This window comes from Serratia sp. Ae19-1 (genome assembly GCF_059801225.1).
The window spans coordinates 209,735-223,665 of the sequence record NZ_JBCHWD010000007.1; the positions used below are offsets into that span (position 1 = coordinate 209,735).

23 protein-coding genes are annotated in these 13,931 nt (G+C 51.8%); 15 read left to right on the top strand and 8 right to left on the bottom strand.

The window, feature by feature from the left end; all coding sequences use genetic code 11:
- Nucleotides 1-176: 176 nt before the first annotated feature.
- The 7 genes from AAIE04_RS19975 to AAIE04_RS20005 all read right to left on the bottom strand — a co-directional run bounded on the left by AAIE04_RS19975 (nucleotide 177) and on the right by AAIE04_RS20005 (nucleotide 5,261).
- On the bottom strand, nucleotides 177-848 hold the full coding sequence (locus tag AAIE04_RS19975; RefSeq protein ID WP_498577576.1) for a hypothetical protein: 672 nt from the start codon (nucleotides 846-848) through the stop codon (nucleotides 177-179).
- The gene (locus AAIE04_RS19980) at nucleotides 845-1,423 is read right to left on the bottom strand and encodes a recombination protein NinG (RefSeq protein ID WP_213680177.1); all 579 of its coding nucleotides are present in this window, start codon (nucleotides 1,421-1,423) and stop codon (nucleotides 845-847) included. Before AAIE04_RS19980 ends, AAIE04_RS19975 begins: the two co-directional genes overlap by 4 nt.
- The gene (locus tag AAIE04_RS19985; RefSeq protein ID WP_033655077.1) at nucleotides 1,407-2,393 is read right to left on the bottom strand and encodes a toprim domain-containing protein; all 987 of its coding nucleotides are present in this window, start codon (nucleotides 2,391-2,393) and stop codon (nucleotides 1,407-1,409) included. The genes AAIE04_RS19980 and AAIE04_RS19985 overlap by 17 nt, the downstream gene beginning before the upstream one ends.
- The gene (locus AAIE04_RS19990; protein ID WP_498577577.1) at nucleotides 2,390-3,919 is read right to left on the bottom strand and encodes a DEAD/DEAH box helicase; all 1,530 of its coding nucleotides are present in this window, start codon (nucleotides 3,917-3,919) and stop codon (nucleotides 2,390-2,392) included. Before AAIE04_RS19990 ends, AAIE04_RS19985 begins: the two co-directional genes overlap by 4 nt.
- Nucleotides 3,920-4,105: 186 nt before the next feature.
- Nucleotides 4,106-4,405, bottom strand: a complete 300-nt coding sequence (locus AAIE04_RS19995) for a hypothetical protein (protein WP_498577578.1) — start codon at nucleotides 4,403-4,405, stop codon at nucleotides 4,106-4,108.
- A gap of 35 nt (nucleotides 4,406-4,440) precedes the next feature.
- The gene (locus AAIE04_RS20000; RefSeq protein WP_498577579.1) at nucleotides 4,441-4,974 is read right to left on the bottom strand and encodes a YmfL family putative regulatory protein; all 534 of its coding nucleotides are present in this window, start codon (nucleotides 4,972-4,974) and stop codon (nucleotides 4,441-4,443) included.
- A gap of 59 nt (nucleotides 4,975-5,033) precedes the next feature.
- On the bottom strand, nucleotides 5,034-5,261 hold the full coding sequence (locus tag AAIE04_RS20005) for a transcriptional regulator (RefSeq protein ID WP_208061209.1): 228 nt from the start codon (nucleotides 5,259-5,261) through the stop codon (nucleotides 5,034-5,036).
- Between the two features lie 91 nt (nucleotides 5,262-5,352).
- Between AAIE04_RS20005 and AAIE04_RS20010 the strand changes: the two genes are divergently transcribed.
- The 14 genes from AAIE04_RS20010 (at nucleotide 5,353) to AAIE04_RS20075 (ending at nucleotide 12,025) form a co-directional block, all read left to right on the top strand.
- Complete coding sequence (locus tag AAIE04_RS20010) at nucleotides 5,353-5,997, top strand: S24 family peptidase (protein ID WP_498577580.1); 645 nt, start codon at nucleotides 5,353-5,355, stop codon at nucleotides 5,995-5,997.
- 664 nt (nucleotides 5,998-6,661) lie between these two features.
- The gene (locus tag AAIE04_RS20015; protein WP_126179969.1) at nucleotides 6,662-6,928 is read left to right on the top strand and encodes a hypothetical protein; all 267 of its coding nucleotides are present in this window, start codon (nucleotides 6,662-6,664) and stop codon (nucleotides 6,926-6,928) included.
- A gap of 5 nt (nucleotides 6,929-6,933) precedes the next feature.
- Nucleotides 6,934-7,119: a hypothetical protein gene (locus AAIE04_RS20020; protein WP_197784001.1), complete on the top strand. Its 186-nt coding sequence runs from the start codon at nucleotides 6,934-6,936 to the stop codon at nucleotides 7,117-7,119.
- Between the two features lie 57 nt (nucleotides 7,120-7,176).
- The gene (locus tag AAIE04_RS20025; RefSeq protein WP_268258510.1) at nucleotides 7,177-7,305 is read left to right on the top strand and encodes a hypothetical protein; all 129 of its coding nucleotides are present in this window, start codon (nucleotides 7,177-7,179) and stop codon (nucleotides 7,303-7,305) included.
- A 176-nt stretch (nucleotides 7,306-7,481) separates the two neighbouring features.
- On the top strand, nucleotides 7,482-7,844 hold the full coding sequence (locus tag AAIE04_RS20030) for a YfdP family phage-associated protein (protein WP_046687498.1): 363 nt from the start codon (nucleotides 7,482-7,484) through the stop codon (nucleotides 7,842-7,844).
- A 42-nt stretch (nucleotides 7,845-7,886) separates the two neighbouring features.
- On the top strand, nucleotides 7,887-8,708 hold the full coding sequence (locus tag AAIE04_RS20035) for a YfdQ family protein (RefSeq protein WP_346425680.1): 822 nt from the start codon (nucleotides 7,887-7,889) through the stop codon (nucleotides 8,706-8,708).
- A gap of 72 nt (nucleotides 8,709-8,780) precedes the next feature.
- On the top strand, nucleotides 8,781-9,596 hold the full coding sequence (locus tag AAIE04_RS20040; protein WP_085337736.1) for a ParB/RepB/Spo0J family partition protein: 816 nt from the start codon (nucleotides 8,781-8,783) through the stop codon (nucleotides 9,594-9,596).
- A complete protein-coding gene (locus AAIE04_RS20045; RefSeq protein ID WP_049269876.1) occupies nucleotides 9,593-9,811 on the top strand; it encodes a ParE family toxin-like protein in 219 nt (72 codons plus the stop codon). The genes AAIE04_RS20040 and AAIE04_RS20045 overlap by 4 nt, the downstream gene beginning before the upstream one ends.
- A gap of 13 nt (nucleotides 9,812-9,824) precedes the next feature.
- Nucleotides 9,825-10,070: a molecular chaperone DnaJ gene (locus AAIE04_RS20050; RefSeq protein ID WP_498577581.1), complete on the top strand. Its 246-nt coding sequence runs from the start codon at nucleotides 9,825-9,827 to the stop codon at nucleotides 10,068-10,070.
- Complete coding sequence (locus tag AAIE04_RS20055) at nucleotides 10,067-10,540, top strand: hypothetical protein (RefSeq protein WP_498577582.1); 474 nt, start codon at nucleotides 10,067-10,069, stop codon at nucleotides 10,538-10,540. Before AAIE04_RS20050 ends, AAIE04_RS20055 begins: the two co-directional genes overlap by 4 nt.
- On the top strand, nucleotides 10,541-10,762 hold the full coding sequence (locus tag AAIE04_RS20060; protein WP_492175990.1) for a hypothetical protein: 222 nt from the start codon (nucleotides 10,541-10,543) through the stop codon (nucleotides 10,760-10,762).
- Nucleotides 10,759-11,193: a hypothetical protein gene (locus AAIE04_RS20065; RefSeq protein WP_498577583.1), complete on the top strand. Its 435-nt coding sequence runs from the start codon at nucleotides 10,759-10,761 to the stop codon at nucleotides 11,191-11,193. The genes AAIE04_RS20060 and AAIE04_RS20065 overlap by 4 nt, the downstream gene beginning before the upstream one ends.
- A 31-nt stretch (nucleotides 11,194-11,224) precedes the next feature.
- Nucleotides 11,225-11,794, top strand: a complete 570-nt coding sequence (locus AAIE04_RS20070; RefSeq protein WP_498577584.1) for a 3'-5' exonuclease — start codon at nucleotides 11,225-11,227, stop codon at nucleotides 11,792-11,794.
- Between the two features lie 15 nt (nucleotides 11,795-11,809).
- Nucleotides 11,810-12,025, top strand: coding sequence for a helix-turn-helix domain-containing protein (locus AAIE04_RS20075; RefSeq protein ID WP_096242538.1), 216 nt, complete (start codon nucleotides 11,810-11,812; stop codon nucleotides 12,023-12,025).
- On the opposite strand, the gene AAIE04_RS20080 is transcribed toward AAIE04_RS20075, so the two are convergent.
- The gene (locus tag AAIE04_RS20080; protein ID WP_096242539.1) at nucleotides 12,022-13,419 is read right to left on the bottom strand and encodes a tyrosine-type recombinase/integrase; all 1,398 of its coding nucleotides are present in this window, start codon (nucleotides 13,417-13,419) and stop codon (nucleotides 12,022-12,024) included. The genes AAIE04_RS20075 and AAIE04_RS20080 overlap by 4 nt on opposite strands.
- 215 nt (nucleotides 13,420-13,634) lie before the next feature.
- Between AAIE04_RS20080 and AAIE04_RS20085 the strand changes: the two genes are divergently transcribed.
- Nucleotides 13,635-13,895 (top strand): YfhL family 4Fe-4S dicluster ferredoxin, encoded by a 261-nt coding sequence (locus AAIE04_RS20085; protein ID WP_049242206.1) that lies wholly within the window; start codon nucleotides 13,635-13,637, stop codon nucleotides 13,893-13,895.
- The last annotated feature ends 36 nt before the right edge of the window (nucleotides 13,896-13,931 follow it).

Below are 13,931 nucleotides of genomic sequence, written 5' to 3' on the forward strand. Positions count from 1 at the left end.
CAGAAGACACTGAAAAGTTACCATTATGGCTCACATAGCAGTATGTAGTTGTTATTGCTCACTTCTGGCACTACATATCGAAAACCAATAACCTTCCAAAATTGCAAAAACCCGCTCAGTGGCGGGTCATTTTGTTGCATCGCTTGATGGTACAGCTTCGCGAAAGCATACCTGTATTATGCAGTTTCTTTGGCTATTTTCAAGATATTTTTGCATTTTTCTTCATTTTCGATGCAGATAGCCGCACGAACGGCGACGAATACCGCAGAATTGAATATTTCAATGCACCAGCGCACCCGGTCATCCACCTGATCGCGTGTCAGCCAGGGAGCGTAATGATTTTGCATATAGCGCCCCAGCACCGAGACCGTATTGTTCCGGCCCGTGTAGAACAGCTTGCCGATGATGTAGACCGGGTTATCGTGAGTCATCGACGCCAACACCGCTTTTTCCATGAAGTCGCATTCCTCGCCAGCGTCAGCAGCCACCAGCATTGAGCCCAGAGAGCGTTGAGGCCAGAGGATAGTTGTTGCCTTCTTCAACTGCTCCTCCCCGCGATACCCAAGTTTGCGCAGGTCGCCCAGCACCTTCACAATTCGCGCCGCGCTTTCGTCGTCCCACTGCTCAGGCACGATTTGCCCCCATACACCGCTGCCGCCACTGCACTTCAACTTCCCGTCGGTGTTGCCGCCGTACATATCGCCCCAGGCGTTCAATAGCGAGGTGATCCACAATGTTTGCAGCCGGGTCAGGCGCTGGTACTTACCCAGGTATTTCTTGCGAGGAACACCGGCAACAGTCGCCCAGGCGTTGTGTTTGATTTCTCGTTTCTGTTTTGGGGTCATCATGCTGCCTTCTCCTGCTTCAATGCTTTGCGTTTGGCTTTATACGTGTCGCGGATGCGCTCATAGTCACTGCGGCCCAACTTGCCGACTTTCGGCGGTGGCCCCATTAACCGGTCAAACCGTGCCTGGCCTATCTTGGCGATCAAGTTAGGGCGGTATTCGCTCAGGTTCGCGGATTTGAAGTTGTTACAGACCGAGCACTGCTTGTGGCAGTTATCTTCATCAAAGCGCAGCTCTGGATGGCTCCCAACGGTGCGGTAATGCCCGGCGTGGTATTGGCCGGTGTGGTAGCGTCCACAGCTGATGCATGGCTCGTCGGCATCGCGCTCGCGGATGTAGGCGTTAAATTCGGTCTGCGCCTGGTTGATGAAGTAGCGCAGCGGCTTAACGGCCAGTTTGCGAATTTTCAGCTTGTCCTTGCGTTCCCTTTCCGCCTGGCGCTTACGTGCGTCACTCTGGTATGCGATAGCGCAGAGCGGGCCACAGACCTTTTGCAGATACTTCACCGGCGTGAACGTTTCACCGCATTGGGCGCACTTTTTCGCCTTGTACTGCTTCGGCTTAGTTGGTTTTTTCATTGTTTTCCTCGCGGTGGAATACCCACTCGTAGACCTCTGAGCCGTTAAGCAGCAGATCGTTAAAGTCGCCGGACTTCGGCCAGCGCACTGAGACTTGTTGGAGATCGTTCTTTGCCAGCAGATTGGCGCGGGCGCACTCAAACGCCGCAGCGTGGCCGGATGCGTTCTTGTCTGCGTCAGCAAAGATGATCAGGCGTTGCACTCCACGCGGTACGCGGAACTTCTTCATGAAGGTGGTGTTCAGCGTCGCCCATGTGTTGCATTGCGTGATTTGATGGCACGACAGCGCGGTTTCGATGCCCTCAGCGATGCCCAGCGTGGTAGACGGCGGGAACATGCGGATAGCGACCGAGCTGGCATGCTCCAGATAGCTGTCCTCCTGTAGCTTCATCATCTTTTTCGGCGCGCCAGCTACCGTGGCTTTTTTGTCCCCGTCGAGCAGGGTGCGGTGCAGGTAGCAAAGCTCGCCTTTGTCGTCCGTTGCCAGCGCATAGATGGATTGGTATTCGCCACCCGCTGCGCGTTGCCGGTCGCAGTAGCGCACGTTGTCTTGTGGCAGGCTGGTGATGCCGCGCAGCTTAAGGTAACGGTCTGCGCCGGTGCCTTTCAGGCTGGTCAGCGAGGCAAACTTGCAGCTCACGCGCTGGCGTTGCGAGGCTATGCCAGATGAAGGGCCACCAGCTTGATAACCCTCTTCCGGCGAGTAGACGCGGCCAATCAGCTTATCGACCTCTGCCGCCAGCGTTTTAAAGTCCTTGCCGGTTGCCCCGGTCAGCAGCGCCCAACCGTCACCCGCGCCGCATGCGCAGATGTAAGAGCCGGTGCCGTTCTTGTCGTCGCAACGATATTTGCCCTTGCGGCCACACAGCGGGCATTCTCCCTTAAAATGTTTTTTCCCAGTTACCGGGGGTAGGCCGTAAAACTCGAATATTTTCGGCCAATGGCCGATAGCTGCCTGTTTGGTATTCATGCGGCTTTCCCTTCGTTTTGCTTAGATTTTGCGTAGGCGATCTGCGTTGATTTGATGAAGTTGCTCACCACTGGTGTGATGGCCATCGGTGCGTGATACAGCCCTTGCGGCCATACCCCGAATTTTTTGCGGTAGACATGCGAGCACCAGCCGTCACTTACCGGTTTGCCCTGGGCGGCGCGCATGCGTTGGTAGTAGATGATTTGACTCCACCAGGCTTGTTTCACTTCTTTGGTGACAACCTCCTTGGCTTGCTTCACTTTTTTCAGGCCGCGTGATTTATCGGTTTCTACGTCCTCGCCTGCGATCGGCTTGAAGCCGCATTTCGGGCAGATGTAGACGCCGACCGGTTTCACGTAGTGGCATTGGGTGCATTCTTTCGGCAGGCGCTCAGGCTGGTCAGTCTTAACCACGCGCGCTGGCGTTTTCTCCATCCCGTCAGAACTGGCGGGCAGGTAGTCATATTCGATATCGTCGGGATAGCCGAGCTTATGCACGGTGCCTGTGTGGTCGAAGATGAGGCAGTGGTCTTTACCGGGCGCAGTGCGCAAGCCACGGCCAAGGCATTGCAGCCAGCGGATTTCTGATTTCGTCGGGCGGGCGTAGATGATGCAGCGGACATCGCTATCAAAACCGGCCACCAGCACGCCGACGTTGATGATGATCTTCGTGATGCCCTGCTCAAACCGGCGGATCGTCATCTGGCGGTCTTCGTGTGGCGTCGCCGCCGTCATCACTTCAACGGTCACACCCACTCTGCTGAATTCAACGGTCACGTAATTTGCGTGGGCCACGTTGACGCAAAAACAAATGGTCGGGCGGTCTTCCCCGTTCTCCAGCCAGTTCTTAACGATATCGCCCACCAGCGTCGGGTCGCTCATCACATCTGCAGCCTGCTGTTCTTTGTAGTCTCGGCCATAGCCTGCTTGCTCTGACGTCTCCACTTCGCTCAGGTCTGGGTGCGATGGGGCATAAAATTCGTATTTGCTCAGCGCGCCGATAGCGATCAGCTCTTTCATCGTCGTCGGCTTGATCAGCTTCTGGTAATACGTCCCCAGCCAGGCCGAGAACGGAGTACCGGACAACCCGATCACTTTCACGCCTTTAGCGGTCAGCTTGTCGATGAATTCCAGCATTTTTTTGCGCTTCAGGTGCGCCTCGTCGATGATCAGCAGATCGATGTTGTCGGGGAAGTCGCGGCGGATCAGCGTATCGGCTGATGCGATTTGAATAAGTCGGCTCGGGTCATATGCCGGATGGTCGCGCCAGATGTAGCCGATCTCCTCAGCTGGCAACCCGTACTCAATAAAACGCGTTGCGGTCTGGTCGAGCAGGACGGTATACGGGGCCACAAACATTATGCGCATGTTGCGGCTGATGAACCCGCTGGCGATCAGCGCCGCGATTGCGGTTTTGCCGAACCCGACCGGGGCGTACATCATGAACGAGGCGTACTGTTTCCACGCCGCGCGCAGCATGTTCAGTGCAACTATCTGTTTTTCGCGTGGCTGGATTGTAAGCGTCATCGTTATCTCCTCGTTTAATCGTCTAGCCGTCTAAATGTCCGTTTGGCTTTTTTAAACACTCGATCCCTTAAAGATCTTCTCTCTGGTAAAGCCCGTTCCTTCCCCCACACCCCAACCCGATCACCCCCCTTTCCCCCCTCTTACCCTTCCCCTCTCCCCCGTTTAAAAAAACACCGGCTAAAAAATTCATGCCGCTACCCTGTTTTGCCCCACCAGCGGTGGCGCGGTTGTCATACCCTGGCCTGCCCGTGAATACCGCTCGACGTACAGCCGCAGGCGCGTGTTAGCCGCTTTGCGGCCAGCGTTCTCCTGCCGGTAGGAAACCTCCTCGGCGTCGAACGCTGTGCGGTAAGCCTCCTCGTAGGCGTGCGCAATCTTCCCGCGCTGTCCGTGCGGTAACTTACCGAGCTGGTCTTGAATCCATGCGGCATCCTCGCGGCAATACACCGCAGGCATGGCGGTTCGAACAAACGATGCAGGCTCCATACGCTTACCCTCCGGTTGTGAAATACAGCAGTTCCCTACGGCATAGGGCCGCACCACTTCGCTTTGTGGATTGGGGTGACTTCCGCCGGACAGAACACGCTATAGAGCAACAGGATGTGCTCCTGGAACGTCGCGATCAGGCGGTAGGTATTGGCGTCCAGCGCTTTACGCTCGGCGGCGTCTATCTCGCCGTCTTCGGTAAATTTGCGGACAAGTTCGGAGTGCTTGCCGATGTACTCAATCGCTTCCATCAGCTTGGCGTTGATGTCGTCTCGATCGACGTCTTCAACTTCGGGCAGACGCACGTTCACGCAGCGAGACTGGCGGGATACAGCATCGGCAAAGTGGGTATTGCCACCAGCTTGCTGTAAAACCATAAACCAGCCGATCGGGAAAATTTGGTTGCTGTTTGGGCGAAGACGGTTAAACAGCGCGTCTTCCGTAACCCCCAGCCACTGTGCAGCCTCAGCATAGCCACCAGGCAGACCAGTGATGATTTTGCGGGCGGAATTGACCACCCATTCAGGCTGTTTTTCTGCCTGCCAGTCCGGCGCTTTTTGCTGTGACACAGTTGTACTCCTCGGGCTGTGGTTACTTAATCTTCGATCTTGCTAGATAATTTCTTACGTCAGGCGGCGGCCAACTCAGGCCAGATTTTTTTCCAATCAGACGGACGAAGATCACGCCTGCTAACCTTCCCCTCGGTTGCGATCTCAATTTCTACGCAACGAGCGGGTGAGATGGGGCATCGACCAGATGCCATTTGTGAAAGATAAGAGCTGGAAACATTAAGTTGATCTGCCAACTTCTTGGCTTCACCTCTCTCCAACCCATCGATATAAATTTTTAGTTGCATAGGTCACCTCGTTAATTGAACGGAGTTTATTAAACACTAAACTAAACGTCAAGTATTTGCTTGTTTAGTTATTGCTAAGCACAATGAAAAAATGAATACGACTGAAAATCGGCGTGAACGTCTGAGGGCTTGGTTCGCAGACAAAGTGCTGCCAGCCAGCGAAAAGAGCTACCTGTCACAATTGATGACGGGTAAGGCATCTTTTGGCGAGCGGGCTGCAAGACGCCTTGAGAATAGTTATGGGATGCCGAAAGGCTTCCTTGATGACGTCAACGATGATCGGCTGGCAAATCAGCAAAGTAGCGATTTCAAAATCGAAGTTCTTGATGTCCAGGCAAGTGCTGGGCCAGGGGTAATCAACAGCGAAGTGATTCAGACCATTCGTTCAATTGAGTACACCAATGATCATGCGTTGCAGATGTTTGGTGGTAAGCAGGCATCACAAATAAAGATGATTACCGTTGACGGTGATAGCATGGCAGGAACAATTGAGGTAGGAGATGCTATCTTTGTCGATGTAAGCAAAGACTATTTCACTGGCGATGGTATCTATGTGTTTTTATTTAAGAATCACCTTCATGTGAAAAGGCTTCAGATGATGCCAGATCATTTGCTCGTCCATTCAGACAACTCGGAGTATGCCGATTGGGTTATTACTGAAGAAAACGAACATAAACTGAAGGTTATCGGGCGCGTATTACTCAGCCAGTCACAAGCATACAAGCGCCACGGATAAGTTATCCAGCATCCCCCCAACCCGGCCACAGTGCCGGGTTTTCTATATCCACTCATCCTCAGCAAATTCTAATACCTTTCTAACCAACTCTAAAAAATAAATTATCAAAATATTCAATTGGTTAATACTTTACGACACCTTAAGTTTAGTATTTACTTGACGATAAAGTTTATTGTTTATTAAACTCACCTCATCAACCCGAGACGCCACCAGCAAAACACCGCCGCAAACGTTACGGGTAAGGCAGGATGCCAACAGGCAACACGCCAAGGGGTGAGCGATGCAATCATTCCCCGGCCCCGAGAGGGATCGACCGGTAACGTTCTTTAAGGAAAGAGTGGATTTACCCTGCCGTCGAGAGCATCCGGCGGACAGGCATAAAACCACTACAGCAGAGGGTTACACGATGAACGCAGCACAACGCCGAAAGGCATATCGCAAGCATCCAAAAGCCGGTGAAACCGTAATTCTTCGCGGAGTTCCCCGCCTGGTGCTGGGGCCATGCACATTTAATAGCTACACCGGAGAAGAACGCACCAAGCCGTCAGTAAGCCGTGTTCGCGTGCAGATGAGCGGCGGTTCAACGGCAGCGCCTCTGATTCGCAACTTAACGTTCTAACACCCACCGCGCCCTACGGGGCGCACAATACGAAAGGATTACACGATGGCCAAAGCAACTATTTATTTCCATGCAGGCATGTCAAATAAGCAAGCCGCCGCAGTTCTGTTAAGCCGAAAACATGCGATCTTCGGCAACGCTCCATTCTTCAAACAAAAGGTTAGGTCTGATAACGCTGTTAAGGGATATACCAGGGTCGGACAGACTCTAGAAATGAAAGGTCGGCATATCCAGCGGAAAGCCAATAAATCAATTCCGCGTGGGCCTGCATTTATCGATATGTGGGACAGAGAACGAGTGAGCCACTGGTGACGATCATGAAATCTCTGAATTTCAGTCATTCCGGCGTCACTGGGTGTGCCGAAGTTTCAGGCAGTTCCGTTTTCGTTCGCTACGCCGGAGCCGCTTTCCACCTGTCAGCAGCTAAAGATGGGCTGCGCAAAAAGGTCATCAGCGAATTGGCTAAGGCCGGGCTGATGCCCAAAACGATATCTTCAAAATAGCCCCGGCTGCAGACGCCAATCTTTGCCGGGGCCTGACCAGTAGAACGGAGATTCAACATGATCAACCGCAATGTTAACACAGTCGTTGTCGATACCATGCGCGTGGCTCCTACCGTGCAAGCTGTACGCCTCACCTTCTTTGCCCGCCTGGTGAAAATCCTGTCCCAGAAAGGCCACCCGCTCTAAATCTTTGCTGTGTGTAGTCTTTGGCGGCCAGACCGAACTTCAACCAATAAGGGGTGAAGATAATGTTCATAGGCTGGTCGCCCTTTTTCATAGAGAGAAGAATTCTGGCATCCATTTAACCGTGGAGGGCGTCACCCGGCCCGAGTTCTTCTCTGTATGTGACGAGGAGAAATAGTATGTCTGAAAGCAAATGCACTCCCTTTAGCCAGCAGCTGGCTTATATCAACAAAGGCACCTTAGACCAGGAGCTTACCGAAGCGCTGGCCGAGGTTATTAAAATGGTTCGCGAAACCGGCAAGAAAGGCGCTGTTACGTTGACGCTTAATTGCCAGATGTTGAACAGCCGCGACGAAAACACGATGAAAATCACCCCGAACGTCAAGAAATCCATTCCTGAACTGGATCGGGCTGACACCATTATGTTCTCAACCGCCGATGGCGATTTAATGCGTGATGATCCATCTCAAGTGCAAATGGATTTGAAAGTCATTGATACAGCCCCCGCCGCAGCGCCTATTAAGCTGCAAGCCCACGGCTAATTAATTTAGCCAGCAACGTTAATATTAATTAAGGAAAATAGCATGCAAGAACTTGCAAGCCTCGCTAATGGCTCAGTGCGCGAAATTCAGGAATTGGCACTGACCGCGTTCACGCCGAAAACGGATATTCCAGTAGCCGTTGTGCCTAATGATCATAACGTCAAATCTCTGGAGAGTTATCAACTTCAGCCGTCCTTAATTCGCCAGGCGGTCAAGCTCATTTCAGCATCTTCACTGATTGCCTACGTTAAAAAGTTTTCCGACGAACGCACAGCAATTTTCGCCGATAAAACAGCAACCCGTATCGAAGCGGTTCTGGATTATCACTCGGCCCCAAATTCCGCTGAGTGGGCTAATCATCGTGCTGTTTACGATTGCCCGTATTCCGATGAGTGGCAAGCGTGGGCCGAACGTGACAGCCGCGCGATGAACCAGACGGACTTTGCAGAGTTCCTCGAAAACCACATCCGCGATATAGCGCCGATCAGTGATGACTACAAAGGCCCATCTGGTACGGCGTTGTTGGAAATGGTTCTGGCGTTCCAAGAAACCCGCAAAGCTGAATTCAAATCGGTGCGTCGCCTGCAAGATGGCACGTTCCAAATGAGCTATAGCGATGAAAAATCAGGAAGTGGTAACACCTCCCTGCCGGAAAAAATCAGCCTGGCCATCGCGCCATTCCATAACGGCGCACCTTACCAGGTTGAAGCCCGTATCCGCTACCGCCTGAAAGACGGCGGCTTAGCGCTTTGGTACGAACTTATCGAACCGAAAAAAATCGTTGAACATGCATTCACCGAGATCGTCGTAGACCTGGAAAACCAGCTCGAAAAAATCCCGGTTTATGAAGGTTCAATTAAATAAAGTGCAGTCTTATGCGCCACCGTGTGTGGCGCATAGTGAAGCATTTTCACCCTCTAAGAATGGAAGATAATTATGGCAACTTTAAGTCAGCGTTATTCTGCAAAAGAAAGCATCGGTTCGGATATCACTACTCGCAAAACGTTTCTGGTTCCACTCAGTGAAATTTATGCTGAAGACGGCTATAACGTTCGCGAATTAAATCAGGCGCACGTTGAAGAGTTTAGGGATGCGTTTATTGCGGGGGAATATATACCACCGCTGGCAGTTGAAGTGACTGAGCAAGGCGTGAAAGTTATCGACGGTCACCACCGCTTCCACGGTGCGCTGTTGGCAAGTGAAGCCGGGCATGAGGTGGCGCGTCTTGAGTGTAAGGATTTTGTGGGTACTGAGGCCGATAAAATCGCCTTCATGGTCACCAGTTCGCAGGGTCTGGCACTTACCCCTATCGAGCGTGGCGCGGCCTATCAACGGCTGGTAAATCAGGGCTGGACTAACGCGGAGATCGCAAAGAAAGTTAAGCGTTCTGAGTCCGATATCCTCCAGCATCTGCAATTGCAGGAATGCAGCCCCTATATCAAGAGCCTGGTGCGCTCTGGTTCCATTAACTATGCCCTGGCTATTCAAATTAACCGCGAGCATGGCGTATATGCCGACCGTGAAGCCGCGCGCTTGATGAAAAAGGCCGAAGAATCCGGTAAGAAAAAAATCACTAAGAGCGTCGCTCAGCCACAATTCAGCGCCAAGAAAGCCCGTCGAATGCTGGAACTGCTGTTTGATGCTGTGCCAATCGTGCAAGGCGATACCGATTCACTGATGTTAGCCAAAGGTGTTAAAGACGAGGTCATGCAGATAATTAATGATTATCGCAATGAAGGCCACCAGCAATGAGCATCAATCTGAATAATGCGCCTTTGTGGATTACTGCGAAGGCGCTGGAAAAATTAAAACAGTTCCGCGCCGGTCGATTATTCCCCAAAAGAACCTATGGCAAAAAATACCTGACCTTTCGTGTAAATAAACGCTGGCGCTTACTTTCAAAAGACGACGGCCATAATTGGCTGTTGCTTACCCACAATGATTACAACTGCGTGATCGATAAATAGAGGGAGGTGGAGCGTGGCTAAGCGTAAGAGCAACAACGCAGAGTTAACCGCCTGCCCGCATTGCGGCGGCGAGAACGGCTACCACACGAAAGAGATCGTGGACTTCAAGCAGTTCTACGACTGGTCAGGCGAGTTTCAGGAAGGTCAACACACCAGCGGCATCAGAGGCGGTAAAGCGTTCTACTGCTGCGACTGTGGCCGGAACATCACAAAGCACGTCAAGGTGCAGCAGGCCGAGGCCCGGGAGAAAGCACAATGAGCACTGAAAAGCTGAGCGAACTGAGCAAGCCGGTGGCGTGGCCTAACGGCTGCAATGAAACCTCCGTAAAAGCTCTGCGCTATCTGGCAGAGCATAAGCGGCCGATCGGTGGTTCGGACATGTACAACACCGAGCATCTTTACATGATCGCCCGTGAAGTTGAGATCATGTCCAGGCGGCCTCTCTACTCGCAAGAGTACGTCTCCGCCCTGCTGGCAGAGCTGGAAGCGAAAGACCAAGCACATCGGGTGCATGCTGCGAGGCTGATTAGTGAACGCGGGGTTTTACGTGAACGAGTCACGGAGCTGGAAGCCAAGCTGGCTACGCCAATTAAAATCGTGAACTACGACGAGTTCTTCATCTGCCATGTGTCCGGAGCCAGTGATGACTACTGCAAGGGCTGGGTTGATGGGCGTAATGCAGCTGCTCGTGATGTTGGGAAAGCTGGTTTCACCGTAGAGGATAAGTGAATGGAACGCGAAAACCGCTATCTGGTTATCAAATTTAAAGACGCAATCGAGGCGCTCACAGTTGAGCAGCGCGAGGCGTTGAGGGGAATTGCTATTGCTGTTACCGCACATCGACAGAACAACGGTAAGCAACCACTGGATGCCGTGGTCGTCGAAGCTGACTGGCCTGAGTACGAAAAGGTCTGGGGAATGATTGAAGCGCGCGTTAAGGGGGATGCATGACACCAACCAAATCCGAAAGCAGGGTCAAGTTCAAGCCGGGGCAGGTGTTCTATACCTGCTGGCCCTACACGAACGAAGCGGGACGCGTGGAGATCACCATCGATGAATGGGAGGTTAGAACCATTCGTCGCAAGCGCAACAGCCAATCTCAGTTCGGTGTTAAGAAAGCATACGCGGACGACACACAGTATGTGAACCTCGTCCAGCGAGGCTCGTTGACGCAGGACAAAAAGGGGAACTGGCTCAAAAACATCCCGGCGTGTTGCCGCCACCAGTTCCCGGCTAGCGGGAAACCACTGTCCAGTATGTTTACCACCCCGTTGCAGGCGCTCAAGTTTGCACTGACGGTGGCGGAAGGAGACGCGGAGCTGCGGGCGGTCAAATCGCGCATCACCAAGCTGCGCAACTCCAAGAAGAAATCGGATGCATGACACTCACGACTCACAGCCAGGATAAATATTGATGAACCATTTGATGCTTGACCTTGAAACTCTGGGTAAGAAGCCCAGCGCCCCTATCTTGACTATCGGCGCTGTACTTTTTAACCCGCACAGCGGCGAACTTGGCGAGCAGTTCTACACCGCCGTAGACCTGCAAAGCGTTATGGCCGGTAAGGCAACACCTGACGCCGATACGATTATTTGGTGGATGAAGCAAAGCAGCGAAGCCCGCGCGGCAATCTGCGTTGACGGTGCGCCGTCGTTGCTGTCTGCGTTGTATGACCTGAATAAGTTTATCCGGGCCAATGTCGCCAATCCTCGTAGCCTGCGCGTATGGGGGAACGGCGCTGTATTCGATAACGTGATCCTGCGTGAATCTTACCAGCGTGAATGCGTTCCGTTGCTGTGGAAGTGGTACAACGACAGGGACGTTCGCACTATCGTTGAGCTTGGCCGTGTAGTTGGCTTTGATCCTAAGCGTGATATGCCGTTTGACGGCGAGCGCCACAACGCCTTAGCCGATGCTATCCACCAGGCGAAGTATGTTTCCGCAATTTATCAGCGCCTATTTGCAGGCCACCAGCAAGATTAAATCAAGGGGGGGGTCATGAATAATAAAAAAGAAGGTACAGAGCTGGATTTGCTAACCCCAGAAGAGGTGTGCAAACTTATTGGAGGGGTTACTACTAAAACTTTGAGGGATTGGAATAACAATCACCGTCACCGGCAGATTTTAGCGCCCATTCGGTTTACACATAAAGTAGTCCGGTATGAGCGCAAAAATGTTTTGGCTTTTATTGCTAAATGCAGAAGCGTTTATTAACGTTTCTTTCTTAATAACGCAACCTGAGCGAGTATACTAGTCTCATGTGCCTCAAAGGCCAGCCGCTTCAGTGCCATCTCTTCATTTAATATTTCGTCGGAGAAATCATAAAACTCGCCCATAGGGTCTGATTCTTTGTCAGAGTGATGCATACACAATATGCTTATTTCCTTCGAATCACTTCGTGAATAACCTTTATCTCTCATCGTGGCGATAACATTACTCTTCAGGAATTTTCGGCACATTGTATTAAATGCACCTTCTTTCCCCTTCACAGTACCATCATGCCTAATACCTTTCACGGCGTTCTCTGGGCTATAAATTTTTATTAGCTTGTCCAGGGAACGCTTAGAAAATGGCTGTGATGGGTCACGCGGCTGGAGGAACACGTAATCTTTATTGCACCCTTCGACAGAATCCCTCCACGCCTTCTGCTCTTCAAGAATCTTCCCGATGCCTGGCGTTATAGGTAGCCGGAATTCTTTCTGGGTTTTCATAGCCCCGCGCATGCCAATTACCCCAGCCGGATATACTATTTCCCCTACCTGCTCATTTATAAAACTCCATCGCAAGTTGCTGACGTTGATCGGCCTGACGCCAGTTAGGATCATGTACCGCATCGCATTTTTCTGATGCACTGATTTGGCCGCAGCGATGTTTAGCCACAACCCCGCGATAGACTCAATATCGGTAAACAGACGTGTCGGCGTCGGCTTCTGGACTCTCGATGATATGTAATCACTCGGCAGACTGGCGGCAACGTTGCGCCCGTTACAGTAACGTGGCGCGCCAAACTTCCATAGCCGTCGCAGTTCTGCTGATAGCTCCAACGCCTGATTATTGGATTTGGTTTCTATCCAGAGATCGAAAACTTCAAGCAGGCGGTTATATGTCACATCGCTGAAAACCTCACGCTCACCGAACGCGGCGGCTATTTGTTTCGTCCGTGTGCAGTAGGTTTTGAAGCTATCCTCCCCCAACTTTTTACGCTGAACTTTAGCGTATAAGTCCTCTTCATACTCTCTGATTGCCTGTTGTACCGACTCAGCTTTCAAGCCATTATCGGCGATGTCCTGAGCTTTCTCCCTGGCGATCTGAATAGCCATTTCTGGCCACTCCCCCAGTTTTTTACCCTTAAGCCCCATCTTCTTTGGAAACTCAGCGTAGAACGTGACCTTTCCTGCTTTGCTAAAATCTATGCGCAGATAGTTGTCTTTTTCGTACTTCGATCGCCGAGCTTGGCCGAGGTGCGCCAAAATGATTTTGGCGGCAGCAACACAGATTCTCATGTGTGAGCTTGCATAAGGTGGCTTGCAGTCTTCCCAACGTGCAGATGCGGCCAAGAACTCATCATTTTTGGGGATATCCTGCATCTGTGTTACAGTGCGCGGCATTGATATTTCCTTGTATCAGAGGCCACCAGCACTAAGCTCACACATGAGGTTAAATCTGGGGGCTAAAAAAGGCATGTGTTGCCATTCTGTGTTGCTGAACATGGTTTTTCAATGTTCCAAACACTGTATAAATATACACATAGTGCGGAATCGTGCGCAATAACTAAAGCCTATAAATGCATGATTTAAATAGTTTAAACTCGTAAGTGATTGATATGGCATTACTAATAACAAAGCGGTGTATCAACTGCGACATGTGCGAGCCGGAATGCCCGAACCAGGCGATTTCGATGGGTGATGACATCTACCAGATCGATACCGATCGCTGCACCGAGTGCGTTGGCCATTACGATACGCCGACCTGCCAGCAGGTCTGCCCGATCGACAACACCATCATTACCGATCCGTTGCATCGCGAGACCAACGAGCAGCTGTGGGACAAATTCGTGGTGTTGCACCACGCCGATCGCCTTTAATCCGCCGCAGAACTGACAAGGGCGCCACAGGGCGCC

What these genes read in the sequence shown, in the direction of transcription:
- AAIE04_RS20060 (WP_492175990.1), top strand. Translation starts at nt 10,541, where the DNA reads ATGGAACGCGAAAACCGCTATCTGGTTATCAAATTTAAAGACGCAATC.
- AAIE04_RS20020 (WP_197784001.1), top strand. Translation starts at nt 6,934, where the DNA reads ATGAAATCTCTGAATTTCAGTCATTCCGGCGTCACTGGGTGTGCCGAA.
- AAIE04_RS20080 (WP_096242539.1), bottom strand. Translation starts at nt 13,419, where the DNA reads ATGCCGCGCACTGTAACACAGATGCAGGATATCCCCAAAAATGATGAG.
- AAIE04_RS20085 (WP_049242206.1), top strand. Translation starts at nt 13,635, where the DNA reads ATGGCATTACTAATAACAAAGCGGTGTATCAACTGCGACATGTGCGAG.
- AAIE04_RS19980 (WP_213680177.1), bottom strand. Translation starts at nt 1,423, where the DNA reads ATGAAAAAACCAACTAAGCCGAAGCAGTACAAGGCGAAAAAGTGCGCC.
- AAIE04_RS19990 (WP_498577577.1), bottom strand. Translation starts at nt 3,919, where the DNA reads ATGACGCTTACAATCCAGCCACGCGAAAAACAGATAGTTGCACTGAAC.
- AAIE04_RS20025 (WP_268258510.1), top strand. Translation starts at nt 7,177, where the DNA reads ATGATCAACCGCAATGTTAACACAGTCGTTGTCGATACCATGCGCGTG.
- AAIE04_RS20040 (WP_085337736.1), top strand. Translation starts at nt 8,781, where the DNA reads ATGGCAACTTTAAGTCAGCGTTATTCTGCAAAAGAAAGCATCGGTTCG.
- AAIE04_RS20015 (WP_126179969.1), top strand. Translation starts at nt 6,662, where the DNA reads ATGGCCAAAGCAACTATTTATTTCCATGCAGGCATGTCAAATAAGCAA.
- AAIE04_RS20010 (WP_498577580.1), top strand. Translation starts at nt 5,353, where the DNA reads ATGAATACGACTGAAAATCGGCGTGAACGTCTGAGGGCTTGGTTCGCA.
- AAIE04_RS19975 (WP_498577576.1), bottom strand. Translation starts at nt 848, where the DNA reads ATGATGACCCCAAAACAGAAACGAGAAATCAAACACAACGCCTGGGCG.
- AAIE04_RS20075 (WP_096242538.1), top strand. Translation starts at nt 11,810, where the DNA reads ATGAATAATAAAAAAGAAGGTACAGAGCTGGATTTGCTAACCCCAGAA.
- AAIE04_RS20035 (WP_346425680.1), top strand. Translation starts at nt 7,887, where the DNA reads ATGCAAGAACTTGCAAGCCTCGCTAATGGCTCAGTGCGCGAAATTCAG.
- AAIE04_RS20065 (WP_498577583.1), top strand. Translation starts at nt 10,759, where the DNA reads ATGACACCAACCAAATCCGAAAGCAGGGTCAAGTTCAAGCCGGGGCAG.
- AAIE04_RS20030 (WP_046687498.1), top strand. Translation starts at nt 7,482, where the DNA reads ATGTCTGAAAGCAAATGCACTCCCTTTAGCCAGCAGCTGGCTTATATC.
- AAIE04_RS20070 (WP_498577584.1), top strand. Translation starts at nt 11,225, where the DNA reads ATGAACCATTTGATGCTTGACCTTGAAACTCTGGGTAAGAAGCCCAGC.
- AAIE04_RS20005 (WP_208061209.1), bottom strand. Translation starts at nt 5,261, where the DNA reads ATGCAACTAAAAATTTATATCGATGGGTTGGAGAGAGGTGAAGCCAAG.
- AAIE04_RS20045 (WP_049269876.1), top strand. Translation starts at nt 9,593, where the DNA reads ATGAGCATCAATCTGAATAATGCGCCTTTGTGGATTACTGCGAAGGCG.
- AAIE04_RS20055 (WP_498577582.1), top strand. Translation starts at nt 10,067, where the DNA reads ATGAGCACTGAAAAGCTGAGCGAACTGAGCAAGCCGGTGGCGTGGCCT.
- AAIE04_RS19995 (WP_498577578.1), bottom strand. Translation starts at nt 4,405, where the DNA reads ATGGAGCCTGCATCGTTTGTTCGAACCGCCATGCCTGCGGTGTATTGC.
- AAIE04_RS19985 (WP_033655077.1), bottom strand. Translation starts at nt 2,393, where the DNA reads ATGAATACCAAACAGGCAGCTATCGGCCATTGGCCGAAAATATTCGAG.